A 22,438-nucleotide genomic window follows, 5' to 3' on the forward strand; every position below is an offset into this window, starting at 1 on the left:
CGGTAAAAGACATGAACCCCACGACCCTTGCAGCCCTCGCGGCCTTTCCCTCGCAGCTCGAAGCTCACTACGCGGCCATTCCCAAAGCCTTCCGGCATTGGGCGCCGCCTTCATGGGAGGGCGTGCCCAGCGAAGCCTTCACCGCCATCGAGCAGCTGTGCCATGTGCGCGACATCGAGATCGAGGGCTACCACGTGCGCTTTCGCCGCACGCTCGCCGAAACCCATCCGACGCTCGCATCGATCGACAGCGAGCCGCTGGCCATCGAGCGCCATTACGGCGCGGCCGACCCTGCAGCGGTGCTCGCCGAGTTCCGCCAGGCGCGCGTGCAGACGATGGAAATCATCTCGCAGCTGAGCGACGCGCAGCTCGCGCGCACGGCCGTGTTCGAGGGCTACGGCCCGCTCACGATGCGCAGCCTCATCCACTACCTGTGCAGCCACGACCATCAGCATCTGGCCGGACTGCAATGGCTGGCCGGCAAGATCGACGCCGCCGGCCTTTCGACCTGAACCGAGGAGCGCCCATGGGCAACCGACTTTCCCAGATCGCCACCCGCACCGGCGACGACGGCACCACCGGCCTGGGCGACAACACCCGCGTGCCCAAGGACCACCTGCGCGTGCACGCGATGGGCGATGTGGACGAACTCAACTCGCACATCGGCGTGCTGCTGTGCGAACCGCTGCCAGAGCCCGTGCGCGAGCTGCTGGTCGATGTGCAGCACCAGCTCTTCAACCTCGGCGGCGAACTCTCGATGCCCGGTTTCACGCTGCTCAAGCCCGAGGCGCTGCTGCAGATCGACAACGCGCTGGCCGACCACAACGCCGCCTTGCCGCGCCTGGCCGAATTCATCCTGCCCGCCGGCACGCGCGCCGCCTCGCTCGCGCACGTGTGCCGCACCGTGGCGCGGCGTGCCGAGCGCGCGGTGGTGTCGCTGGGTGCCACCACCGAACTCAACGATGCGCCGCGCCAGTACCTCAACCGGCTCAGCGACCTGCTCTTCGTGCTCGCACGCGTGCTCAACCGCATGAACGGCGGCGACGACGTGTACTGGAAGAGCGAACGCATGGCCCGCGCGGCCGCCGCCGAATCCGAAGACCACTCCCAGGGGACGACGCCATGAAGAAGCTTCACATCACCACCGCATCGCTCGCCGCCATCGCTGCCGCGCTCTGGCTGCCCGTCACTGCGCAGGCGCAGAGCGCCGACAACCCGCCCCAGGCCGAACGCGCCCACACGATCAAGTCGCCCTCGCGCAGCGGCAAGGTGGTGGGCAGCGTGCAACGCGGCACCAACGCCGCCGGCCGCGGCGTCAACCGCGCCGATGCGGCCACGCGGCGCGGTGTGAGCAACGTGTCGGAAAAAGCCAGCCGGCCCGTTCGCAACGTGGGCGAGTCCTTCGGACGCAAGCTGGCACCGGGCTCGAGTGGGCGCGCGGCACCGCCGCCTGTGGGGCCGCAGGGCAACGCGCCCTGAGTCTTTGCTGTTGTTCGCTCAGGGCGACGCTCCCGCCGACGCGGTACCTTGCTCCGCGAATGTCCCCCGGCCTGCGGCCTCCTCCTTGATTTCGCTGCGCAAGGCACCGCATCGGCGTGAGCGCTGGGCAGTGCGGTCGTTGATCGGCCGCACACCAGCGCCGCTTCCCGTGCGCAGGACACTGGGTGCTTCCCGCAGCGAAATCAAGGAGGAGGCCGCAGGCCGGGGGACATTCGCGGAGGGAAGTACCCGGTGGCCTGTGCACGCGCCCCGAATCCAGCCTCAAGAAAACGAGAAGACATGGCAAGAAACATAGAGATCAAGGCCCACATCGACAGCGTCGACCGCATCGCAGAAATCGTCGCAACGCTCGCCGACCAGGGCCCCATCGAGATCGCGCAAGACGACACCTTCTTCCGCTGCGAGCACAGCGCCGACCGCCTCAAGCTACGCACCTTCGCGCCCGACCGCGCCGAACTCATCTTCTACCGTCGCGCCGACAGCACCGGCCCGAAGGAATCGTTCTACCTGATCACGCCCACCGCCACGCCCGACGCGCTGCGCGAATCGCTCACGCTCGCCTGGGGCCAGGCCGGCCGCGTGCGCAAGCAGCGCCGCCTGTTCCTCGTGGGCCGCACGCGCGTGCACCTCGACCGCGTCGAAGGCCTCGGTGAATTCCTCGAACTCGAAGTGGTGCTGCAAGACGGCGAGCCCGCCGACGCCGGCGTGGCCGAAGCCCATGCGCTCATGGCCCGGCTCGGCGTCGCTGAAGACCAACTGGTGCAGGGCGCCTACGTCGACCTGTTGCGCGCGCAGGCCGCGCCTTCCAAGGCGGGAGCAACTGCGAGGGAGCGTCTCGAGAAATGGCTCGAGATCAACCTCCAGGAGGTGCACGCAGACCTGGCACCAGGATGCACAGAGGCGGCCATCGCTGAGTTCGAGCGCGAAGTCGGCAGGAGCTTTCCCGCGTCGCTGAAAGACTTGTACAGAGCACACGACGGGCAGGCAGGGACTGCCAACACCGGGCCGTTCTATGGCTTGTCGTTCTTGTCGATGGCGCAGTCGAAGGGCCACTGGATCGACTGGAAGAAGATCGCCGACGAGACCTCGCCTGAGGTCATGGAGGGAGCAAGCATGTTCTCGAAGTCGGCATCGGCGGGCACCGTCAAGGAGATCTACGCGAACGCGTACTGGATTCCGTTCGCGTACGACCACGGTGGCAACTACCTCGGAGTTGATCTGGACCCGGGACCACGTGGAACGATCGGGCAAGTCATCAACTTCGGGCGAGACGAAGACGAGAAGTTCGTCGTCGCGAGTTCTGTTGCGGCCTTTCTGGAGTGGCTGGTGGACCAATTGGAATCGGGCAACTCAACGGTCAGACTCGAAGACGATGGCGGACGAAGCCTCAACACGAAGGAGCCCGAGATGTCTCATTTCCTGGACGCCATCAAGATTCTCTTTGCTTCACAGCGTGGTGCCTGAACGACTGGAGGCACGCTGCGCCGAGCAAGCCGAAAGCCAACTGGTGCAGGGCGCCTACGTCGACCTGTTGCGCGCGCAGGCCGCCTGAGCCATCGGACAGCCCGCGGGCACGCGCGCCAGCAGGTCTTGCCGCAGCGCGTTCAGCTCGGCGATCTTCTGGTCGATGACCGAGACCTTGTCGGCCAACAGCGCCGCAATCGCCTGGTCGGGCGCGGCCGACTCCCACACCGCGGGCAGGTTGTCGCCGATCTCGTGGAGGCTGAAGCCGAGCTTCTGCGCGGTGCGGATGTAGCCCACCATCTGCACGGTTTCCTTCGCATAGACCCGGTAGCCGTTGCTGCCGCGTTGCGCGCGGATCAGGCCGCGCTCTTCGTAGAAGCGCAGCGTGTCGCGGCTCAAGCCCGTCGCCGAAGCCAGCTGGCCGATCTGCATGGTCGTGGTTCCTTCGCCGAAGAATGTGCTTGACCCTGGAGCGTACCCGAGGCTTTAGCTTCCGGGGCTTCTTCACTCCCTGCAGGGCTCTTCTTCATGATCGCGCTTCCCACCTACCAACGCATCGTCCGCGCCAGCGCCTGGTACGACCTCGTGGTGACCATCGGCTTCGCCACGCCGTGGACCTTTGCCGCCGTGCACACCTTGCTGCTGTGGACCATCCAGACGCTGCAGCTGCCGGGCAGCTTTCCGGCCTTCGACCCTGTGCACATGCTGATGGCCAACCTGCTCGGCTCGGTGGTCACCGTCTGGGCCGTGCTGCGCATCCGCGATCCGCGCCTGCGCTATGGCCGCTACGACGCCGTGGCGCGCTTCCTGTTCGCGACCTGGCAGGTTTACGCCGTGACGCAGGGCGCCAGCCTGATCATCCTCGGCTTCACCGCGATGGAACTGCTGTTCGGCGTGCTCGAGAGCCTGCCGGTGCGCAGTGCCACAGCAGGCGCACCGATGCGCTCCAACAGCGCAACAAACCTCAGCGCCAGCCCGCAGCCTTGAGCTGCTCGGCCAATTGCTCCGCCACCTTGGCGTAGCCCTTAGCGTTCGCATGGATGCGGTCCGAGCGCAGGGCCGCATCCGACAGCACGCCCGAATACACACCGGCGACCAGCAGCGCCTGCCCCGACTTCGCGACCTCTTCGTAGAACGGCGCATCGCTGAGCGAGCCGACCACCGCGCGCATCGCATCGGGCGCCGGCGTGGCCAGCACCGCCACGTGCGAGGTGTGCGCGCGCGCCTGCTCGATCAGTGCGGCAAGGTTCTCGCGCGTGCTGGCGGGCGACACGCCGCGCAGCATGTCGTTGCCGCCGATGCCGATCAGGATCGCGTCGTAGCTGCCGGCGGACAGCAGCGCGGGCAGGCGTTCCAGCGCACCTGCCGAGGTGTCGCCGTTGACGCCCGCGTTCTCGACCTGCCAGCCCGTGAGCTCGCCCAGCTTCGCGGGCCACGCCGTCTCGGGCGATGCGCCGTAGCCGAAGGTCAGGCTGTCGCCCAGCGCCAGCACGCGGGCATCGGGCTTCAACGCGTTGGCTGAGGCCTTTCGTTTGCCGCATGCGGAGAGCAGCAGGGCGGAGGCCGGCACGCCGGCGAGCATCTGGAGGAGGTGGCGTCGCTTCATGTGGCGCGCAGCTTAAACGAGGCCGCGCGGCCGTTGGCGCTTGCCCCTTCGCTTGCTCGGAAAGCGCATAAGCCTCTCCGTTTTCGTTCCTTCCCGGCGACGGGACAGCGGCGAAGAATCGCGGCCCTGCACATCCCTTCACTGCCACCGAGGTCCGACGCCATGCTGCCGCCGCTGTTCACCCGCCATCGTTTCCTGCGCCATGCGGTCGCACTGTCCGCCGCCTTGCTCACCGCGCCGCTCGCGGCCTGGGCCGCGCCTGCCAGCGGCGAGCCCGTGTGGTTCGGCGTGAGCGGTCCGCTCACCGGACAGAACGCGCAGTACGGCGCGCAGTGGAAGGCCGGCTTCGACCTCGCGCTCGAGCACATCAACGCGCAGGGCGGCATCCATGGCCGTCCGCTGGCCTACAACTTCGAGGACAGCCAGAGCGACCCGCGCCAGTCCGTCGCCATTGCGCAGAAGCTCGTGAACGACAAGCGCGTGCTCATCGAGCTGGGCGACTTCTCCAGCCCCGCCTCGATGGCCGCCTCGCCCATCTACCAGCGCGCGGGCCTCGTGCAGCTGGGCTTCACCAACTCGCACCCCGACTTCACCAAGGGCGGCGACTACATCTGGAGCCCCTCGATCAGCCAGGCCGACGCGCAGCCGCTGCTGGCCGACCTCGCCGTGAAGACGCTGGGCTTCAAGCGCATCGCCGTGCTGTTCCTGAACACCGACTGGGGCCGCACCAGCAAGGACGTGCTCGTGAAGGCCGCGCAGGAGCGCGGCGCGCAGCTCGCCATTGCCGAGGGCTACCAGCCCGACGAGAAAGATTTCCGTTCGACTCTGGTGCGCGTGCGCGACGCCAACCCCGATGGCGTGGTGCTCATCTCGTACTACCCCGACGGCGCGCTCATCGCCGGCCAGGTGCGCAGCGTGGGCCTGAAGCAGCCCATCGCCGCGGTGGGCTCGGTCTACTCGCCCAAGTTCATCGAGCTCGGCGGCGCGGCCGTGAACGGCATCCACACCAACACCGCCTTCTTTCCCGAGGAGCCGCGCACCGAAGTGCAGGCCTTCGTGAAGAGCTTCCGCGCCAAGTACAGCAAGGAACCCGACGCCTTCAACGCCTATGCCTACGACGCCGTGGTGTATGCGGCCGCCGCGCTGCGCGAAGCCGGCCCCAAGGCCGACCGCAAGGCCGTGCGCGATGCGTTCTACAAGATCAAGGACGTGCCCAGCGTCATCTTCGGCAAGGCCACCTTCGATGCGCAGACGCGCCGCGTGATCGGCGTGAAGAGCGTCAACCTGGTGGTGAAGGACGGCAAGTGGGCGCAGATCGACGAGAAGGCGGCGGCGCTGGCATCGGCCAAGTAGATGAGCTTCACCTCCTTCTTCGACCACACGGTCAACGGCCTGATCATCGGCAACATCTATGCGTTGCTGGCGGTCGGGCTCGCGCTGATCTTCGGCGTCTCGCACCTCATCAACTTCGCGCACGGCTCGGTCTACACCGTGGGCGCGTACATCGGCTGGGCGAGCATCACCTACCTGCACACGCCACTGCCCATCACCATCGCGCTGGTGGTGATCGGCTCGGGGGCGCTGGGCATGCTCATCGAGCGCGTGGGGCTGCGGCCACTGCAGGGCGCCGCGCGCATCGCGCCACTGCTGGCCACCATCGGCATCAGCTTCGTGCTCGACATCCTCGTGCAGCTGGTGTTCAGCCCCGACCCGCGCGCGCTGCCCACGCAGCTGCCCGACTGGCGCCTGCAGATCGGCACCGGCACCATCGGCGCGCTCGACCTGCTGATCGCAGGCATCGGCATCACCAGCGCGGCCGTGCTGTTCGGCTTCCTGCGTTTCACGAAGCTGGGCTGGGCCGTGCGCGCCACCGCGCAGGACCGCGACGCCGCACAGCAGATGGGCGTGGACGTGAACCGCGTGAACCAGACCGTGTTCGCCATCGCGGCCGCACTGGGCGGGCTCTCGGGCCTGCTGGTGGGCATGTACTACAACAACATCAGCCCGGCGATGAGCTTCCAGGCCACGCTCAAGGGCGTGGTGGCCACCGTGGTCGGCGGCGTGGGCAACGTGCCCGGCGCCATCGTCGGCAGCCTGCTGCTGGGGCTCATCGAAAGCTACGGCGTGGCCATTCTCGGCACGCCGTACCGCAACCTGTTTGCCTTCGCGCTGCTGCTGGTCATCCTGGTGTGGAAGCCCAATGGCTTGTTCGGCCGCCAGCGCGCGCTGCCGCCCGAGCCGCTCACCGGCACCTTCATCGCACCGAGCAAGCCGTGGCGCGTGCCGCCGCGCCTGCTGCTCGCGCTGTTCGCCGCGGCCGTGCTGCTGCCGCTGTTCGATCCGTCGCCCTATGTGCTGCAGACGCTCACCAACGCGTGGCTCTACGGTGCGCTCGCACTGAGCCTCACGCTGGTGGCCGGCACCATCGGCCAGATCTCGCTGGGCCATGCGGGGCTGCTGGCCATCGGTGCGTATGCCTCGTCGCTGCTGGTGCTCGACCTGCACCTGCCCGTGGGCACGGGCATCGTGGCCGCGGGCGTGCTCACCTCGCTGATCGGCACGGCGCTGATCTTCCCGGCCTTCCGGCTGCGCGGGCACTACGTGTCGATCGCCACGCTGGGCATCGGCGAGATCGTGGCGCTCACCATCCTCAACTGGGAAAGCCTCACGCGCGGGCCCATCGGCGTGTCGGGCATTCCGCCGCTGTCGCTGTTCGGGCGCGATGCGTCGTCGAACGAGGCGATCTACTGGGCCTCGTTCGGTGCGCTGGTGCTGCTGGCTCTGCTGCAGTGGCGCCTGCTGCGTTCGCACCTGGGCCGCACCTTCCGCGCCGTGCGCGAAGACGAGGTCGCTGCGCGCGCCTACGGCGTGAGCCCCGACCGCTACAAGGCGCTGGCCTTCGGCTTCGGCGGCTTCGCGGCGGGCGTGAGCGGCGCCTTCACCGCGCACATGTACTCGTACATCAACCACGAGACCTTCGGCTCGCAGATCTCGATCCTCGCGCTCACGATGGTGATCCTCGGCGGACTCGGGAACATCAGCGGCGCACTGCTGGGTGCGGTCGCGCTCGTGAGCCTGCCGGAGCTGTTCCGCGTGACGGCCGAGTACCGCATGTTGATCTACGGCGTTGCGCTCCTGCTTCTCATCCGCTTCCGTCCCCAAGGCCTGCTCGGCACCGTCTGAAAGAACCCCATCTCATGAGCCACCTCAACGACTACCTCGCCGAGAAACGCACCGCCGTGCTGGCCCGCAACGCCGCCGTCGCGGCCGGCACCGCACAGCCCTCGCAACTCAAGGCCAGCGTGCGCGCCGAAGGCCGCAGCGGCGTGCGCCGCCTGCGCATCCGCGAGCACCAGGTGATCAGCGACAGCCCGCCCGATTTCGCGGGCTACAACCTCGGCCCGAGCTCGCCCGAGCTGCAGCTGGGCGTGCTTGGCACTTGCGTGACGCACATCTTCCTGATCCAGGCGGCCGAACGCCAGGTGCCGCTCGAAAGCCTCGAGGTCGAGGTGACCGGCGTCATCGATCCGCGCGGCGGCAAGCCGGGCCACGAGCAGACGCCGATCTGGCCGCACGAGATCGGCTACACCGTGCACATCGATTCGCCCGCCAGCCGCGAGGAGATCGACGCGCTGTTCGAAGCGGTGGAGCGCAACTGCCCCATCCTCAATCTGCTGCGCAACCCGCAGGCCATTCGCGCCGAGGTGAAGCTCGTGAACTCGAAGGCGAAGGTCGCCGATGCCGTCGCTGCTTGAGGTCCGCGGCCTCGTGCGCCGCTTCGGCGGGCTCACGGCCGTCAACGCCGTCGACCTGCAGGTGGGCGAGGGCGAACTGCTGAGCGTGATCGGCCCGAACGGTGCCGGCAAGACCACGCTGTTCAACCTCGTCACCGGCCTCGACAAGCCCGATGCCGGGCAGGTGCGCTTCGACGGCCACGACATCACCGGCCTGCCCGCGCAAGAGCTCGCGCAGCGCGGCCTCGCGCGCACCTTCCAGCATGGGCGCGTGTTCGCGAACCTCTCGGTGCTCGACAACGTGCTGGTCGGCGCACACACGCGGCTGCGCGCCGTGAAACCACGTGTCGGCGGTGTGCCGGGCCTCGGGGCGCTGGCCGAGCTGGCGCTTGCGCTGGTGCAGCCGGGGGCGGTGCGGCGCGAGGAAGAAGCGCTGCGCGACGAGGCGCGCGAGATCATCGCGCTCTTCGGCGAACGGCTTACGCCGCGCACCGACCATCCGGCCTACAGCCTCTCGTACGCCAACCGCCGCCGCGTGGAGATCGCGCGCGCGCTCGCGCTGCGGCCGCGCCTGCTGCTGCTCGACGAGCCCACCGCCGGCATGAACGAGAGCGAGACGGCCGAGATGCTGGAGATCATTCGCGGCCTCAAGGCGCGCGGCCAGACCATCCTGCTGATCGAGCACAAGCTGGACCTCGTGATGCAGCTGTCCGACCGCGTGGCCGTGCTCGACGATGGCCGCAAGATCGCCGAAGGCCTGCCCGACGACGTGCGCAACGACCCCGCGGTGATCGAGGCCTACCTCGGCCATCGCCAGGTCGGTCAAGCGCAGGAAGAAGCGGTGCCCGCATGATCGCCACCGTCGCGCGCACCGGCCTGTCGCCTTCTTCCCTCTGGGGAGAGGGGAGAAACGACGATCTGCCTGAACGCGCCATCACACAAACGCCGGCGGGTGCGGTGGCGCCCCTGCTGCAGCTCCAGAAGGTCAACAGCTTCTACGGCCCCGTGCAGGCGCATTTCGACCTCGACATCGAAGTGCGCAAGGGCCAGATCGTCAGCCTGCTCGGCGGCAATGCCAGCGGCAAGTCGACCACGATGAAGATCGTGCTCGGGCTGCTCAAGCCGCGCTCGGGCGAGGTCCGCTTCAACGGCGAATCGACACTCGGCCTGAGCACGCCGCAAATCATCCGCAAGGGCATCGGCTCGGTGCCCGAGGCGCGCCGCCTGTTCCCCGCGATGACCGTGCGCGAGAACCTGCTCATGGGCGCCTATGCGCGCCGCGACCGCGCGGCCGTGGCCGACGACCTGGAACGCATGCTCGAGCTGTTCCCGCGCGTGGCGCAACGCCTGGGCTTCCTGGCCGGCACGCTCTCGGGCGGCGAGCAGCAGATGGTGGCCATGGCGCGCGCGCTCATGGGCCGGCCGCAGCTGCTGTGCATGGACGAGCCCACCATGGGCCTGTCGCCGCTGTACGTCGACAAGGTGCTCGAGCTCATCGCGCGCATCAACGCGCAGGGCGTTTCGGTCTTCATGGTCGAGCAGAACGCCAGCCTCGCGCTGCAGATCGCGCACCACGGCTACGTGCTGCAGACGGGCCGCATCGTGCTCTCGGGCCCGGCGCGCGCACTGCTGGCCGACGCACGCATCCGCGATGCCTACCTGGGCGGCGAGGGCGCCGCCCGCACCGCCTCCTGACCACGACGACCCCTTTGCCGCGAGGAAGACCTTCACCATGCCCCTGACCCTCGACCACGTCGTGATCGCCGTGCACGACCTCGAACGCGCCATCGCCGACTACGCCGCGCTCGGCTTCCACGTGCTGCGCGGCGGCGACCATCCGGGCCGCAGCACGCACAACGCGCTCGTCGTGTTCAGCGACGGCAGCTACTTCGAACTCATCGCATGGCGCGACCCGGCGCCCGCCGAGCGCTGGTGGCAGCTGCTGCAGCGGCACGGCGAAGGCATCGTCGACTTCGCGCTGTTGCCGCGCGACACGGCCGTTACCGTGGCCGATGCGAAGGCGCGCGGCCTCGTGCTCGAAGGCCCGCTCGACGGCGGGCGCGTGCGCCCCGACGGCGAACACCTGCGCTGGCAGACCGCGCGCGCGCCGTCGGCCGACCTGCCGTTCCTGTGCGGCGACCTTACGCGGCGCGCCCTGCGCGTGCCCGAGGGTGCCGCGCGCGTGCATCCCAACGGCGTGCTCGGCGTGGCCAGCCTGGCCATCGCCGTGCGCGACCTCGACGCCACGCTGGCGCGCTACCGCGCCTTGCTGGGCACGGTCTCCGGCGACACGAGCACGCACATCGGCGAACCCGTGGCCGTGCCTGCCAGCCAGGTGCGCGTGGCCGTGATCGCGCTGGGCAGCAGCGTGCTCGTGCTGTCGTCGCCGCGCGACCGTGCCCCGGCGGCGGAGCTGGGCGGCGACGCGCTCGCACAGCGCCTCGCCGTGCGCGGCGAGGGCCCTTACGCGCTGGTGCTGCACACCGACCGGCCGCAGTCGACTGGCACCTTCGACCTTGCACGTGCGCACGGCGCGTGGATCGAGCTCGACCTGCCGCCGGTGGACGCGCTGGAAGCGCAGGGCCGCGTGCGCGCCGACACGGCGAGCAGCACGGTGGGCGGGTAGGGCGCAGCCCTAGCGGCTGCCCAGGTGCGCCTTGCGCAGCGCGGCCCGCATCTTCTTCTGCAGCGCCGGCCCGCCCTTTTCCAGCGCGGCCGCAGGCGCGCTGCTCTCGGCCGTCACGGGCCGGTGCTTGCGCCCCCAGATGCCGAGCTGCGTGATCACCGGCAACAGGTCGATGCCCACGGGCGTGAGGCTGTAGAGCGCCTTCTGCTTGTGCGTGGGGTCGTCAGTCTTGCTGAGCACGCCGTGCGCGACCAGCGAGTTCAGCCGCTCGGTGAGGATGTTCGAGGAGATGCCTTCCTCGGACTGCAGGAACTCGCGAAAGTGCCGCTTGTCCGCAAACATCAGGTCGCGAACGATCAGCAGGCTCCAGCGATCGCCGACGACTTCGAGCGCGAGGTTGATCGGGCACAGGGACTTCTGCTGGATGGCCATCGGGATTCCGCTGGTTCGAGAAACTGCTTGCATTTTCGCACTGGTTTGAGAATACTGAAACTGCTTGCATTTCGAGATCGGTTTGCACAAGCGACCTGAAGGAGATTCCGATGCGAAAGCTCATCGTGCAAATGCAGATGTCGGTCGACGGGTTCGTGTCGCCGGCCAACGGCGACATCGACTGGCAGCTGTGGGGCTGGGGCGACCGATGGCGCTGGGACGCGGCGCTCAAGCGCGATTTCAACGCCGTGTTCGCGGGCGTCGACACGATCCTGCTGAGCCGCAAGATCATCGAAGAGGGCTACCTCGAGCACTGGGGCCGCGCCGCGACGCGCTTTCCTGCGAACCCCGACTACGCCTTTGCCCAGCGGGTGGTTGACGCACGCAAGGTCGTGCTTACCAACAAGCTGAAGGCGTCGCGCTGGGAGCGCACCGACATCGCGCGCGGTGCCATGGCCGATGAGGTGAACGCGCTCAAGCGCCAGCCGGGCCAGGACATCCTCACCATCGGCGGTGTCGGCTTTGCGTCGTCGCTCACGTCGGCGGGGCTGGTCGACGAGTTCCAGTTCTTCGTGAACCCCACGGCCGTCGGCGCGGGCCGCTCGGTGTTCCACGACACGCGCCATGGCCACGCGCTGCGCCTGCTCGGATCGAGGGCCTACGACTGCGGCATGGTGGTGAACCGCTACGCGCCCGCGTGAAGTACGTTACGCGCGTGCAGGACAACACGCCGCGGAGATACCTGCGCTTACCGGATTTCATCTGACGGTGACCTGACGCACCCGAAGCAGACACACGCGCTGCACAGAATGGAGGCGTCATCACAGACACACAAAAGGAGTTCCAGATGATCTTCCGTACCAAGCGCCTGACCACTGCCGCCGTTGCGGCGCTCGCAATGTCCCTGGCGGCAGGCAGCGCGCTGGCGCAAGATCGCCGGGGCGACGACCACCGCCCGGGCGGCGGCCGCTACGAGCAGCGCGATGACCACCGTCCTGGCGGCGGTCGTTATGACCAGCGCGACGACCATCGCGGGCATCGCGGTCCTCACGCCGGCTACCGCGGCGACCAGGACTTCCGCGACGGCCGCCAGTTCGACCGCCGGGGCTTCCCGCAGCCGCACAGCGAGTGGCGCCGTGGTGGCCGCGTGCCGACCGAATACCGGGGCCGCAACTACGTGGTGAACGACTGGCGCGCCTACCGCCTGCAGCAGCCGCCGCGCGGCTACCAGTGGGTGGGCGTGGGTGGCGACTACGTGCTCGCAGCCATTGCCACCGGCCTCATCGCGCAGATCATCGCGGGTCAGTAAGCCTTCGCACCGCGTTCACGTCACGCACATGCAAAAACCGCCACAGGAGACTGTGGCGGTTTTTCTTTGGGGAACTGGGGGAGGGGCTTGTCAGGCCACCGCGGTGGCGGCCGATTGGGCGCACACGTTGCGCCCGGTGATGGTGAGGCGCAAACCGCCGCCATGCCATTCGAGCCAGTTGAGATCGACGTAGGCGTCGATGTCGCGATCGTCGATGCGATCGGCCTGGCGGCTTTGCAGCAGCTCGACCGTGGCGGGCAGGGCACGTTTCAGGCGTTCGCGCTTCTCCGCTGCATCGGCCGCCTTTTGGGCGGCCCGGGTGGCCTGTAGTTGCTGCTGCTGCGAAGTCGATGCCATTGCTGATCCGTTCCGGAAGCCAAGGAATTAACCCGAATGTACGCCGCTTGTGTGAAGCTGCGCGCATTCTTTTCAACCCTGGAGCCGGAAGTGTCGATTTCGTTGCGCTTGAGCTAAATCTCGTAGTGAGACACCTTGACCTCGTCGCCCAAGGCCTTCTCGACAATCGCGCGCGTCAACGTCGGCGCGAACGACTCGATGAACGCGTAGACATATTTGCGCAGATAGGTGCCGCGCCGCACCGCCAGCTTGGTGAGGTTGATGCCGAACAGCCGCCCCGCATCGAGCGCGCGCAGCTGCGTGTCGCGCTCGGCCTCGTAGGCCACGCCGGCCACGATGCCCACGCCCAGGCCCAGCTGCACATAGGTCTTGATGACGTCGGCGTCCATCGCGGCCAGCACGATGTTGGGCTGCAGGCCGCGCTGCTCGAAGGCCTCGTCGATGCGCGAGCGGCCCGTGAAGCCCGTGTCGTAGGTGATCAGCGGATGCTGCGTGAGCGCCTCCAGCGTGAGCGGCGCGTCGAGCAGCGGGTGCCCTGGCGGCACGATCACCGAGTGCGTCCAGCGGTAGCAGGGCAGGGCGACCAGCTGCGGGTAGTCGCCCAGCGCCTCGGTGGCAATGCCCACGTCGGCCTCGCCGTCGAGCAGCATCTGCGCGATCTGCTTGGGCGAACCCTGGTGCAGGTGCAGTTTCACGTTCGGAAACTGCGCGCGGAATTCCTGCACCGCCACCGGCATCGCATAGCGCGCCTGCGAGTGCGTGGCCGCCACCGAGAGCAGGCCGCTTTGCTGCGCCACGAACTCCTGGCCCGCGTGCTTGAGGTTGCTGCTCTCCATCAGCATGCGCTCGATGATCGGCAGCACGTGCCCGCCGGGCTCGGTGAGGCCCGTGAGCCGCTTGCCGGCGCGCACGAAGAGCTCGATGCCGAGTTCTTCCTCGAGTTCGCGGATCTGCCGGCTCACGCCGGGCTGCGAGGTGTGAAGGGTGTGGGCGACCTCGGTCAGGTTGAAGCCGCAACGAACGGCCTCGCGTACCGAGCGCAGTTGTTGAAAGTTCATCGGGCGCGCAGGAGGTGAAAAGAGGTCCGGACCCCGGGTCGGGGCCGACCGGCGATTCTCGGCAGAAGGGCTTATGCAGGGAACGATGCGTTTGTTGGTTCCACATGAGCAAAACATCTATGAAGCCCTTCTGCGTGGGGAGATTGATATTTCGCACGACTGTGCTAAAGTTCGCCGCATGGACGCCAAGACCCAGAAAAGCGAACTCACCCGTGCCGCCATCGTCGGCGCGGCGATGCATCTCGCGCTGGCCGAAGGGCTGGAAGCCATCTCGCTGCAGGCCGTGGCGAGCCGGCTCGGGCTGTCCAAGAGCGGCGTGTTCTCGCGCGTGGGCTCGCGCGAGGCGCTGCAGAAGGCCGTCATCGAGGAGTACGGCCGCGGCTTCCTGGCCGAGGTGTTCGTGCCCGCGATGCAGAAGCCCAAGGGCCTGCCCCGCCTGAACGACATCGTCGCGCGCTGGATCGCCCGCACGCGCGACGTCGAAGCGCAGAACGGCTGCCTCTACGTGGCCGGTGCCTTCGAGTTCGACGACCGCGAAGGCGAGCTGCGCGACCTGCTCTTCGACGAGATCACGCGCTGGCGTGCCGCGCTGCGCCGCACGGTGCTGCAGGCGGTCGAGACCGGCGAGCTCCAGGCCGACACCGACCCGGCCCAGCTCGTGAGCGAGATCAACGGGATCATGATGAACCAGCTGCACGACGCGCGCTTCCTGCGCGACGGGCATGCGGCCGAGCGCGCGGGCCAGACCTGGCAGCGCCTTCTTTCCAGCTACCGCGCCTGAGGCGCACCCGCAGACGACGGCCACCGCCTCTTCGTTTGCCTTAATTTCGCACCACCGTGCGATAAAAAAGGAAAAGCACCATGCTGATCATTGCCCTCTTCATCGCCGCCTACGCGGTGCTCCTCGGTGTGCGCGGCGTGCAGGACACGCTGCGCAGCCTGCCGCGCAGCAACCAGGACTGGGTCTGGTACTGAGCCCCCGAACGAAAGCCTTCCCCATGACCACCACCACCCACACCACCGCCCCCGTGGGCTACTACAGCGCCAGTCCATTGATGCGCGCGATGCGCTTCGGCCTCGGTGCATCGCAGCGCCTGTGGCCCGCGCTCGGCGTGCGCGCGGCCTACCGCGTGTTCGGCACGCCGCTGCCGCCCAAATGGCTGTACCGCGGCCAGCAGCCCGGTGCCGACTGGCGCCGCGAGGCCTGGGCGTTCGAGGACGCGAACCTCGGCATCTACCACCTCGCCGCGCAGGACGCGGGCGCCGAGTCGGCACCGGTCGTGCTGCTGGTGCACGGCTGGGGCGGCCATGCGGGCCAGATGCTGCCGCTGGCCCAGGCCGTGGCTGCGCAAGGCCTGCGGCCCGTGCTGCTGGAGATGCCGGCCCACGGCCGAAGCGCGGGCACGGCCAGCAACCTGCCGCAGTTCGCACGCGCCATCGACTACGTGGCGGCGCGCCTCGGCGCCGACGGGCACGTGCTGCGCGCGGCGGTCGCGCATTCGCTGGGGGCCAATGCGCTGGCCTATGCGGCGGGGCGCGGGCTGCCGGCGCAGCGGCTGGTGCTGCTGGCGCCGCCGGCCTCGCCGCGCGAGTACACGCGCTACTTCGCGCAGGTGTTCGGCCTCAGCGAGCGCACGCGCGCGGGCATGCAGCGCCTGATCGAGGCACGCGAAGGCATCCTGATGCAGCAGCTGGAGCCCGCCGCCGTGGGCCCGCGCATCGCGCAGCCGACGCTCATCGTGCATGACCGCGACGACCGCGTGAACCGCTTCGCCGACGCCGAGGCCTTTCGCGATGCGATCGCCGGCGCGCGGCTCTTTCCCACGCAGGGCTGGGGCCACCGCCGCATCCTCAAGGAGCAGGCCGTGCTCGCGCAGGTCACGCAGTTCCTGGCGTAGCGGCCGGCGGTCACGTGCGCGTGAAACGGCGCCCCTAAACTGGGCGCCACCCATGGCCTTCGCCATGGACGACACACGCACCGACCAACACATGGGCAATCGTTCCTGGCTCTATCTCGAACACAGTCTTCCCGACACCGAAGAAGCATCGGCTGATGAAATCGCCGAAGCCAACAACAACTTCCCCGTGCTCTGGCAGCTCCTGCTGGCCGATGGCGCGGCCGGCGATGCCATCGACCACCAGCGCGTCTTCGGCGATGCCGGCACCGACAATCTGGTCAGCGACGCGCACGCAGCGCTCGCGCGCATCCGGCAACTGCACGCCTTTGTCGAGCGGCATCCGATGCTGCACACGCTGCCGCAGATCGCGCTGCAGTTCGAGGCCGTGGCGCAACACCTGGCCGAGCTGATCGACGACACGCCGGACGACAGCGCGCCGCGCTTTTCCGCCAACCTCGACGAACTGTCCTGGCTGGGCGGAGACACGGAAGGCGAGGGCTTCATCGAACGCAACCGCCGCGAGTGCAATGAACTGTGGGCCGAGGTGCGCCGCTGCATCGACAGCGGCAACCACCCGGGTGTCGACGCGGCGCTGGGCATCAAGCGCTTCGCAGACTGGGAGTCCTGGGCCTGGGAGTTCGGCTTCGGCAGCCTGTCGCATCCCTACTTTGACGGCTACGAAGCGCCGCGCGACGAGCGCTTTGCCGACTTCGAGCCCGAAGAAGACGAGGACGACGACGAGCGTCCGGACTACGACAACCACCTGGGCGGCGACCTCTGGCGCTTCGAGGTCGACGGCCGCTGGGGCGTGATGCGCCTGGTGTACGACGACGAGGGCGCCAGCCATCGCACCACCGTGGTCGAGCCCGCGTGGGACGACATCCGCTACGCCGGTGGGAGCGACCCACGCCTGCTCTGGATCTCGCAAGGTGAGCAATCCGGCCTGCTGCTCGCCGACGCCGAAGCGCCGCGCGTGCTGCTCGAACCGCAGCTCGACGAGGTCTGGGCCTTCGAGGACGACATCGCCACGGCGCTGGTCGGCGACCACGTCGGCCTGCTGCGCACCGACGGCAGCTGGCTGCTCCCGCCCTCGGTCGACGAGGTCTGGAGCTTTGTCGAAGGCCGGGTGCGCGCCCGCGTGGGCGAGCGCATCGGGTACATCGACCTGCAGGGCCAATGGACGATTTCGCCGCGGTTCGAAGAAGCCGAAGACTTCACGCCCTTCGGCCTCGCGCCCGCGCGCGGCGACGAGGGCGGCTGGGGGCTGGTGCGCGCGGACGGCGAATGGGCCGTGCCGCCGGATTTCGAAAGCCTTCAGTGGCGCCACGACTGGGAGGGCTTCGACGCCAAGCGCGACGGCCAGAGCGGGCTGCTGGATGCGCAAGGCCGCGTCGCGATCGAGCCGGTCTACGAACAGGTCGACCTGCTCGAGGAATACCCCATCGAGATCCTGACGAGCGAAGACAACGATCCGTCGAACGAGCGCGGCGCCCCGGCCCGGCCGAAGCGCTTCGCCGTGGAACGCGCCGACGGCCTGTGCGGCTTGCTCGACGGGCAGGGCCGCGCGCTCGTGCCCTTCGACTACGGCCGCTTCGAGACCCTGGAGCCGCTGACCGGCCAGGAGCGCGGGCACGCCATGGTCCGGCGCGACCTGGTGCGCGTGGCGTCCAAGGGCGGGCGCACGGCGAAGAACGCGCCGTGGCTGCGCGGCATCTACGACGTGGCCGCCGGCCGCGAGCTGGTGCCGTGCCGGCACCGCACGCTCCAGCCGCTGGCCTGGGGCACGCAGGACTTCGGCTGGCTGGTCGCCGACCCGGTGCCGCGCAGCGCGAAGGTCGAGAAAGGGCAACTCGCCGTGGGCGTGTTGCGCGCCGATGGCGCCGTGCTGCACCCGCAGGCCTACCCGTGGATCACCGCCGCCTTGTCGGTCGCTGACGGCTGGATGGCCGTCGCGGTCCGCTCGCAGCTGTGCAAGCGCTGGAGCGCGGGCGAGCCGGTGCAGGCCGCGCGCAACGACAACGGCCTGTACGTCTGGTTGCACGCCGACGGCCGCGAGCAGGCGCACACCGAGCACATGGCCGCGCGCCATGCCGCAGGCGACCTGCGGGCCGCCTACGAGCTGGCCTGCCACCTGCGCGACGGCGAGGGCGTCGAGGCCGACCCGCGCGAAGCCCTGCGCTGGATGGCGCGCGCCGCCGGTGTGCGCGAACCCGGCGACGCCCCCGCAACCGCGTCACCCGAGGGCCTGCCCGTGGCGATGTGCGAGCTCTCGAAGATGCTGCGCTGGGACACGGCGGGCCTCGGCGCCGAACCCGCCCTGGCGCGCGCGTGGCTGCTGCATGCCATCACCCACGGCGGCGAGGACGACGCCGCCACGCACGCCCATCTCGGCTACATGCTGACGGAAGGCGAGGGGGGCGAGCGCGACCTGGAAGGCGGCATGCGGCACTACGAACGGGCCGCCGAGCAGAACAACACGATGGCGCTCTACAACCTCGGCCTGGCGTACAAGCTCGGCGAACCGGGGGAGCCCGACCTGGCCCGTGCGATCGGCTACTTCCGCCGCGGCCACGAAGCCGGTGACACCAGCGCCACGATGCAGCTCGGCCGCACGCTGTGCCTGCACGCAGGGGCGCTGGCCGAACAGGGCCAGGGAGAAGCGCAAGTGAAGGCCTTGTACGCCGAAGCCCTCTACGCGCTGCAGAAGGTGGCGGAAGACGGCACCCAACGCCAGCAGGGCTGGGCCTGCTACGAACTGGGCTGGATGCGCATGCAGGGCCAGGGCGCGCCGGAAGACGCTGCGGACGCCGAGCGCTGGCTGCTCACCGGCGCCGCGCTCGATGACTGCGAAGAGAACCTGGAGAGCCAGCGCGCCTGCGTGGAATCTCTGGCGGCGCAGTTCTACGGCGACCGCGAAAGTCCGCTCTTCGACGAGGACAAGGCCCGTGAGTGGGCGCAGCGGCTGGAGGCGCTGCCCGCTGCGGCCCCGGATCAACCGGCGTGAGCCGGTTGATCGAGGTTCTGGCGCTCAGCGCGCCGGAACCGGATCGGGCAGTTCGATCTTGATGTCCAGCACTTCGAGGTTGTCCTGGGTTTCCAGGTGCACCTTGATGTCGTCGGCGTTGATCGACACGTACTTGGAAATCACCGCCACCAGCTCGCGCTGGAGCTCGGGCAGGTAATCGGGGCGCTTCTTGCCGCTGAGGCTGGAGCGCTCGTGAGCGAGGATGATCTGCAGGCGCTCCTTGGCGACGCTCGCAGTCTTCTTCTTCTCACCAAGCAGGAACGAAAGAAACGACATGCCTACTTGCTCCCGAAAATCCGTTTGAAGAAGCCCGGCTTCTCGGCTTCGACAAAGCGCATCGGCTTGTCTTCGCCAAGGAAGCGCGCGACCACGTCGCTGTACGCCTGGGCCACGTCGGTGTCCTTGTCGTGGATGGCGGGCACGCCCTGGTTGGAGGCGTGCAGCACGCTTTCCGACTCGGGGATCACGCCGATCAGCTTGATGCGCAGGATGTCCTGGATGTCTTCCAGCGAGAGCATCTGGCCGCCGGCCACCCGGTTCGGGTTGTAGCGGGTGATCAGCAGGTGCTCCTTGATCGGCTCGCCGCCGTCCTTGGCGCGCTTGGTCTTGCTGCTGAGCATGCCCAGGATGCGGTCCGAGTCGCGCACCGAAGAGACTTCGGGGTTGGTGACGATCAGCGCCTCGTCGGCGAAGTGCATCGCCATCATGGCGCCGGTCTCGATGCCCGCGGGGGAGTCGCAGACGATGTAGTCGAAGTCCATGGCGGCCAGGTCGGTCAGCACCTTCTCCACGCCGTCCTGCGACAGGGCTTCCTTGTCGCGCGTCTGCGAGGCGGCCAGCACGAACAGGTTGTCGCACTGCTTGTCCTTGATGAGCGCCTGGCTCAGGTTGGCCTCGCCCTGGATCACGTTGATCAGGTCGTACACCACGCGGCGTTCGCAGCCCATGATCAGGTCGAGATTGCGCAGGCCCACGTCGAAGTCGATCACGGCCGTCTTCTTGCCGGCGAGCGCAAGGCCCGACGCGAAGCTGGCGCTCGTGGTCGTCTTGCCGACGCCGCCCTTGCCCGAGGTCACCACCACAATTTTGGCCATCGCCATTCCTTCTTGTTTCGATTCAGTTGTCGATTGATGCTCAGCGCTGCCGCGTTCCTGGTTTTTCATCAGGGAATCGCGTCGATCGCTATTTTTTTGCCGTCCAGGCGCACCTGGGCGGGCTTGCCCAGCACGGGCTCGGGCAGCGGCACTTCGTTCGTGCGGTAGATGCCCGCAATGGCCACCAGCTGCGCTTCCATGCAGGTCGAGAAGATCCGCGCCTCGGTGTTTCCGCGCGCGCCGGCAATGGCCTTGCCGCGCAGCGGCGCGTACACATGCACGTTGCCGTCGGCGATGACTTCGGCGCCGAAGCTCACGATGGCCGTCACCACCACGTCGCCGCCACGCGCGTAGATCTGCTGGCCCGAGCGCAGCGGCTTGTCGATCAGCAGCGTGCCGTTGGCCGGCACCGGCAGCTCGCGCACGATCTGCGGGGCTTCCGAAGCCGCAGGCGCCTCGGCGGGCGGGGCCGGCGGGCGGGGCGCGGGGGCCGAGGGCATGGCGGCCACCGACAGGCCGGCTTCACGCGCCGCGGCATGCTGCTCGGGGCTGCCGCCGCGCACGGCGATCGGCTGGGTCTGGTGGCGCGCCAGCAGGCTGCGCAGGGCGGCAAAGTCGATTTCGGGGGCGTCGGTGCCGCCCTCGGCCGCCTGTTCCTGCAGCAGCGAGAGGTCGATCACCACCGGCTCCTGCTCGAAGAAGTCGGGCGAATCCGCCAACTGGGCGTCGAGCGCCTCGGCCAGCACGTCGAGGTCGGCTGTCTTGAGGATCACTGCGATCAGCGGCAGTGTGGCGCTCTTGAATTCGAAAACCGCCTTGGTACGAGCGGCGGAAACATCGGCCATTGGAAAACGTGTGTGAACGTCGGTGCGAAAAGCGTTGGAGTCTAACGGGCGCCGGCCAAAGCCCGGTGACCGGCGCCGCGTTCACTGACCCCGCACAACAGTTATTGCACGAGGTTTCACTTTGTCTGCGCTCAGGCGTTGCGCGAACGGCCCAGCAGGGCGTAGAGGATGATGGCCCCGAAAGTGGCGGTTCCGATGCCGCCGAGCGCGAAGTCGCCGAACTTCAGCGTGAAGTCGCCGGTGCCGATGATCAGCGTGATCGCGGCCACGATCAGGTTCTTGTTCTGCGAGAAATCGACCTTGTTGTCGACCCAGATCTTGGCGCCGGCAATGGCGATCAGGCCGAACACCACGATGCTCACGCCGCCCATCACCGGCAGTGGAATGGCCTGGATCAGCGCGCCGAACTTGGGGCTGAAGCCCAGGATGAGCGCAATGAAAGCCGCCACCACGAACACCGCCGTCGAGTAGATGCGCGTGGCTGCCATCACGCCGATGTTCTCGGCGTAGGTGGTCACGCCCGTGCCGCCGGCGGCGCCGCTCACCACCGTGGCGATGCCGTCGCCGATGAAGGCGCGGCCCATGTACGGGTCGAGGTTGCGCCCGGTCATGGCCGTCACGGCCTTCAGGTGGCCGAGGTTTTCCGCCACCAGGATGATCGCCACGGGCGCGATCAGCAGCATCGCGTTGGCCGTGAACACCGGCGCCGTGAAGGTCGGCAGGCCGAACCAGGCCGCGTTGGCGATGCCGCTCAGGTCGACCGGCTTGCCCAGGCCCATGCCGTTGGTGAGCGCGGCGTACACCAGCGTGGCCAGGATCAGGCCGATGAGGATCAACAGGCGCTGCACCATGCCGCGCGTGAACACCGCCACCAGGCCCACGCACAGGAAGGTCACGGCCTGCATCCACGAGTCGAAGTTGCTGGCCGCCATGTTCTTGATGGGAATGCCCGCCAGGTTCAGCCCGATCACCGCCACCACGGCGCCCGTGACCACGGGCGGCATGAAGCGCTCGATCCAGCCCGTGCCCACGGCCTGCACGATGGCGCCGATCAGGATGTAGACCACCCCGCAGGCCACGATGCCGCCCAGCGCCACCGCGATGTTGGCGTTGGCCCCCTTGCCGGCATAGCCGCTGGCCGCGATCACCACGCCGATGAAGGCGAAGCTCGAGCCCAGGTAGCTGGGCACCTTGCCGCCCGTCACGAGATAGAAGATGAGCGTGCCGATGCCGCTCATCAGGATCGCGATGTTGGGGTTGAAGCCCATCAGGATCGGCGCCAGCACCGTGGCGCCGAACATGGCGATCACGTGCTGGATGCCCATCGCGCCGGTCTGCAGCCAGGGCAGCCGCTCGTCGGGCGCGATGACCGCGCCGTTGGCCAGTGTGGACACCGGCTTTTCAGTCCAGTTGAACATGTGTTTTCTTCTCCTCGGTTGGTGTGTGTTTGGGGGGTCGACGCGCTCCCTGGGGCGAGATTGTGGTCGATC

The 22,438-nt window shown here is 68.4% G+C and carries 25 protein-coding genes and 1 pseudogene; 17 read left to right on the plus strand and 9 right to left on the minus strand.

Annotated features, from left to right (window positions below):
* Window positions 1–11 precede the first annotated feature (11 nt).
* The 5 genes and pseudogenes from AC07O4_RS09670 (at window position 12) to AC07O4_RS09690 (ending at window position 2,964) form a co-directional block, all read left to right on the plus strand.
* The gene (locus AC07O4_RS09670) at window positions 12–512 is read left to right on the plus strand and encodes a DinB family protein (protein WP_095948436.1); all 501 of its coding nucleotides are present in this window, start codon (window positions 12–14) and stop codon (window positions 510–512) included.
* 14 nt (window positions 513–526) lie between these two features.
* Window positions 527–1,126 (plus strand): cob(I)yrinic acid a,c-diamide adenosyltransferase, encoded by a 600-nt coding sequence (locus AC07O4_RS09675; protein WP_062473752.1) that lies wholly within the window; start codon window positions 527–529, stop codon window positions 1,124–1,126.
* Entirely contained in the window at window positions 1,123–1,479 is a 357-nt protein-coding gene (locus tag AC07O4_RS09680) for a hypothetical protein (protein WP_307582518.1), read from the plus strand. The genes AC07O4_RS09675 and AC07O4_RS09680 overlap by 4 nt, the downstream gene beginning before the upstream one ends.
* 300 nt (window positions 1,480–1,779) lie before the next feature.
* Window positions 1,780–2,292, plus strand: a pseudogene (locus AC07O4_RS09685) (class IV adenylate cyclase); the annotation flags it as partial.
* 75 nt (window positions 2,293–2,367) lie between these two features.
* Window positions 2,368–2,964, plus strand: coding sequence for an SMI1/KNR4 family protein (locus AC07O4_RS09690; RefSeq protein WP_492743015.1), 597 nt, complete (start codon window positions 2,368–2,370; stop codon window positions 2,962–2,964).
* A 54-nt stretch (window positions 2,965–3,018) separates the two neighbouring features.
* Here the strand turns inward: AC07O4_RS09690 and AC07O4_RS09695 are convergent, their stop codons facing one another.
* Complete coding sequence (locus tag AC07O4_RS09695; RefSeq protein ID WP_095948439.1) at window positions 3,019–3,396, minus strand: MerR family transcriptional regulator; 378 nt, start codon at window positions 3,394–3,396, stop codon at window positions 3,019–3,021.
* Between the two features lie 96 nt (window positions 3,397–3,492).
* Between AC07O4_RS09695 and AC07O4_RS09700 the strand changes: the two genes are divergently transcribed.
* Window positions 3,493–3,951, plus strand: a complete 459-nt coding sequence (locus tag AC07O4_RS09700) for a hypothetical protein (protein ID WP_095948440.1) — start codon at window positions 3,493–3,495, stop codon at window positions 3,949–3,951.
* Here the strand turns inward: AC07O4_RS09700 and AC07O4_RS09705 are convergent.
* Window positions 3,929–4,570, minus strand: a complete 642-nt coding sequence (locus tag AC07O4_RS09705) for a GDSL-type esterase/lipase family protein (RefSeq protein WP_495304386.1) — start codon at window positions 4,568–4,570, stop codon at window positions 3,929–3,931. The two genes, AC07O4_RS09700 and AC07O4_RS09705, sit on opposite strands and share 23 nt — an antisense overlap.
* A 162-nt stretch (window positions 4,571–4,732) precedes the next feature.
* Between AC07O4_RS09705 and AC07O4_RS09710 the strand changes: the two genes are divergently transcribed.
* From AC07O4_RS09710 to AC07O4_RS09735, 6 genes are read left to right on the plus strand one after another with little or no spacing between them, the layout of a single operon-like run.
* A complete protein-coding gene (locus AC07O4_RS09710) occupies window positions 4,733–5,923 on the plus strand; it encodes an ABC transporter substrate-binding protein (protein WP_307582521.1) in 1,191 nt (396 codons plus the stop codon).
* Window positions 5,924–7,753: an ABC transporter permease gene (locus AC07O4_RS09715; protein ID WP_495304387.1), complete on the plus strand. Its 1,830-nt coding sequence runs from the start codon at window positions 5,924–5,926 to the stop codon at window positions 7,751–7,753. It abuts the gene before it with no gap.
* Between the two features lie 14 nt (window positions 7,754–7,767).
* Window positions 7,768–8,325, plus strand: coding sequence for an OsmC family protein (locus AC07O4_RS09720; RefSeq protein ID WP_489062294.1), 558 nt, complete (start codon window positions 7,768–7,770; stop codon window positions 8,323–8,325).
* Window positions 8,309–9,157, plus strand: coding sequence for an ABC transporter ATP-binding protein (locus tag AC07O4_RS09725; RefSeq protein WP_495304388.1), 849 nt, complete (start codon window positions 8,309–8,311; stop codon window positions 9,155–9,157). Before AC07O4_RS09720 ends, AC07O4_RS09725 begins: the two co-directional genes overlap by 17 nt.
* Window positions 9,154–9,999, plus strand: a complete 846-nt coding sequence (locus tag AC07O4_RS09730; protein ID WP_495304389.1) for an ABC transporter ATP-binding protein — start codon at window positions 9,154–9,156, stop codon at window positions 9,997–9,999. Before AC07O4_RS09725 ends, AC07O4_RS09730 begins: the two co-directional genes overlap by 4 nt.
* Before the next feature lie 37 nt (window positions 10,000–10,036).
* Window positions 10,037–10,930 (plus strand): VOC family protein, encoded by an 894-nt coding sequence (locus tag AC07O4_RS09735; protein ID WP_495304390.1) that lies wholly within the window; start codon window positions 10,037–10,039, stop codon window positions 10,928–10,930.
* A gap of 9 nt (window positions 10,931–10,939) precedes the next feature.
* Here AC07O4_RS09735 and AC07O4_RS09740 read toward each other — a convergent pair whose 3' ends face one another.
* Window positions 10,940–11,362: a winged helix-turn-helix transcriptional regulator gene (locus tag AC07O4_RS09740; protein ID WP_495304391.1), complete on the minus strand. Its 423-nt coding sequence runs from the start codon at window positions 11,360–11,362 to the stop codon at window positions 10,940–10,942.
* A 110-nt stretch (window positions 11,363–11,472) separates the two neighbouring features.
* On the opposite strand from AC07O4_RS09740, the gene AC07O4_RS09745 reads away from it, so the two are divergent.
* Both AC07O4_RS09745 and AC07O4_RS09750 read left to right on the plus strand, forming a co-directional pair.
* Window positions 11,473–12,063 (plus strand): dihydrofolate reductase family protein, encoded by a 591-nt coding sequence (locus AC07O4_RS09745; RefSeq protein ID WP_495304392.1) that lies wholly within the window; start codon window positions 11,473–11,475, stop codon window positions 12,061–12,063.
* 146 nt (window positions 12,064–12,209) lie between these two features.
* Window positions 12,210–12,671, plus strand: coding sequence for an RcnB family protein (locus tag AC07O4_RS09750; protein ID WP_159279047.1), 462 nt, complete (start codon window positions 12,210–12,212; stop codon window positions 12,669–12,671).
* Between the two features lie 90 nt (window positions 12,672–12,761).
* Here AC07O4_RS09750 and AC07O4_RS09755 read toward each other — a convergent pair whose 3' ends face one another.
* Both AC07O4_RS09755 and AC07O4_RS09760 read right to left on the minus strand, forming a co-directional pair.
* Entirely contained in the window at window positions 12,762–13,028 is a 267-nt protein-coding gene (locus AC07O4_RS09755; protein ID WP_062473728.1) for a hypothetical protein, read from the minus strand.
* 113 nt (window positions 13,029–13,141) lie between these two features.
* A complete protein-coding gene (locus AC07O4_RS09760; protein ID WP_062473726.1) occupies window positions 13,142–14,086 on the minus strand; it encodes a CysB family HTH-type transcriptional regulator in 945 nt (314 codons plus the stop codon).
* 178 nt (window positions 14,087–14,264) lie between these two features.
* Between AC07O4_RS09760 and AC07O4_RS09765 the strand changes: the two genes are divergently transcribed.
* From AC07O4_RS09765 to AC07O4_RS09775, 3 genes are all read left to right on the plus strand, one after another.
* Window positions 14,265–14,867, plus strand: coding sequence for a TetR/AcrR family transcriptional regulator (locus tag AC07O4_RS09765; RefSeq protein ID WP_062473724.1), 603 nt, complete (start codon window positions 14,265–14,267; stop codon window positions 14,865–14,867).
* 217 nt (window positions 14,868–15,084) lie between these two features.
* Complete coding sequence (locus AC07O4_RS09770; RefSeq protein ID WP_495304393.1) at window positions 15,085–15,984, plus strand: alpha/beta fold hydrolase; 900 nt, start codon at window positions 15,085–15,087, stop codon at window positions 15,982–15,984.
* 64 nt (window positions 15,985–16,048) lie between these two features.
* Window positions 16,049–18,988 (plus strand): SEL1-like repeat protein, encoded by a 2,940-nt coding sequence (locus AC07O4_RS09775; protein ID WP_495304394.1) that lies wholly within the window; start codon window positions 16,049–16,051, stop codon window positions 18,986–18,988.
* Window positions 18,989–19,012: 24 nt separating this feature from the next.
* Here the strand turns inward: AC07O4_RS09775 and minE are convergent, their stop codons facing one another.
* The 4 genes from minE to AC07O4_RS09795 form a co-directional block, all read right to left on the minus strand.
* A complete protein-coding gene (minE, locus tag AC07O4_RS09780; RefSeq protein ID WP_056574726.1) occupies window positions 19,013–19,285 on the minus strand; it encodes a cell division topological specificity factor MinE in 273 nt (90 codons plus the stop codon).
* Window positions 19,286–19,287: 2 nt separating this feature from the next.
* The gene (minD, locus tag AC07O4_RS09785) at window positions 19,288–20,103 is read right to left on the minus strand and encodes a septum site-determining protein MinD (protein WP_062481817.1); all 816 of its coding nucleotides are present in this window, start codon (window positions 20,101–20,103) and stop codon (window positions 19,288–19,290) included.
* A gap of 68 nt (window positions 20,104–20,171) precedes the next feature.
* Complete coding sequence (gene minC, locus AC07O4_RS09790) at window positions 20,172–20,948, minus strand: septum site-determining protein MinC (RefSeq protein WP_495304395.1); 777 nt, start codon at window positions 20,946–20,948, stop codon at window positions 20,172–20,174.
* Window positions 20,949–21,079: 131 nt separating this feature from the next.
* A complete protein-coding gene (locus tag AC07O4_RS09795; RefSeq protein ID WP_070061419.1) occupies window positions 21,080–22,366 on the minus strand; it encodes a solute carrier family 23 protein in 1,287 nt (428 codons plus the stop codon).
* Between the last annotated feature and the right edge of the window lie 72 nt (window positions 22,367–22,438).

This window comes from Variovorax sp. GW821-FHT09D04, assembly GCF_059416405.1.

Coding starts and splice junctions, on each gene's coding strand:
- minE (WP_056574726.1), bottom strand. CDS start 19,285: ATGTCGTTTCTTTCGTTCCTGCTTGGTGAGAAGAAGAAGACTGCGAGC.
- AC07O4_RS09675 (WP_062473752.1), top strand. CDS start 527: ATGGGCAACCGACTTTCCCAGATCGCCACCCGCACCGGCGACGACGGC.
- minC (WP_495304395.1), bottom strand. CDS start 20,948: ATGGCCGATGTTTCCGCCGCTCGTACCAAGGCGGTTTTCGAATTCAAG.
- AC07O4_RS09795 (WP_070061419.1), bottom strand. CDS start 22,366: ATGTTCAACTGGACTGAAAAGCCGGTGTCCACACTGGCCAACGGCGCG.
- AC07O4_RS09740 (WP_495304391.1), bottom strand. CDS start 11,362: ATGGCCATCCAGCAGAAGTCCCTGTGCCCGATCAACCTCGCGCTCGAA.
- AC07O4_RS09670 (WP_095948436.1), top strand. CDS start 12: ATGAACCCCACGACCCTTGCAGCCCTCGCGGCCTTTCCCTCGCAGCTC.
- AC07O4_RS09700 (WP_095948440.1), top strand. CDS start 3,493: ATGATCGCGCTTCCCACCTACCAACGCATCGTCCGCGCCAGCGCCTGG.
- minD (WP_062481817.1), bottom strand. CDS start 20,103: ATGGCCAAAATTGTGGTGGTGACCTCGGGCAAGGGCGGCGTCGGCAAG.
- AC07O4_RS09720 (WP_489062294.1), top strand. CDS start 7,768: ATGAGCCACCTCAACGACTACCTCGCCGAGAAACGCACCGCCGTGCTG.
- AC07O4_RS09745 (WP_495304392.1), top strand. CDS start 11,473: ATGCGAAAGCTCATCGTGCAAATGCAGATGTCGGTCGACGGGTTCGTG.
- AC07O4_RS09760 (WP_062473726.1), bottom strand. CDS start 14,086: ATGAACTTTCAACAACTGCGCTCGGTACGCGAGGCCGTTCGTTGCGGC.
- AC07O4_RS09755 (WP_062473728.1), bottom strand. CDS start 13,028: ATGGCATCGACTTCGCAGCAGCAGCAACTACAGGCCACCCGGGCCGCC.
- AC07O4_RS09775 (WP_495304394.1), top strand. CDS start 16,049: ATGGACGACACACGCACCGACCAACACATGGGCAATCGTTCCTGGCTC.
- AC07O4_RS09765 (WP_062473724.1), top strand. CDS start 14,265: ATGGACGCCAAGACCCAGAAAAGCGAACTCACCCGTGCCGCCATCGTC.
- AC07O4_RS09705 (WP_495304386.1), bottom strand. CDS start 4,570: ATGAAGCGACGCCACCTCCTCCAGATGCTCGCCGGCGTGCCGGCCTCC.
- AC07O4_RS09730 (WP_495304389.1), top strand. CDS start 9,154: ATGATCGCCACCGTCGCGCGCACCGGCCTGTCGCCTTCTTCCCTCTGG.
- AC07O4_RS09735 (WP_495304390.1), top strand. CDS start 10,037: ATGCCCCTGACCCTCGACCACGTCGTGATCGCCGTGCACGACCTCGAA.
- AC07O4_RS09710 (WP_307582521.1), top strand. CDS start 4,733: ATGCTGCCGCCGCTGTTCACCCGCCATCGTTTCCTGCGCCATGCGGTC.
- AC07O4_RS09750 (WP_159279047.1), top strand. CDS start 12,210: ATGATCTTCCGTACCAAGCGCCTGACCACTGCCGCCGTTGCGGCGCTC.
- AC07O4_RS09725 (WP_495304388.1), top strand. CDS start 8,309: ATGCCGTCGCTGCTTGAGGTCCGCGGCCTCGTGCGCCGCTTCGGCGGG.
- AC07O4_RS09715 (WP_495304387.1), top strand. CDS start 5,924: ATGAGCTTCACCTCCTTCTTCGACCACACGGTCAACGGCCTGATCATC.
- AC07O4_RS09695 (WP_095948439.1), bottom strand. CDS start 3,396: ATGCAGATCGGCCAGCTGGCTTCGGCGACGGGCTTGAGCCGCGACACG.
- AC07O4_RS09770 (WP_495304393.1), top strand. CDS start 15,085: ATGACCACCACCACCCACACCACCGCCCCCGTGGGCTACTACAGCGCC.
- AC07O4_RS09680 (WP_307582518.1), top strand. CDS start 1,123: ATGAAGAAGCTTCACATCACCACCGCATCGCTCGCCGCCATCGCTGCC.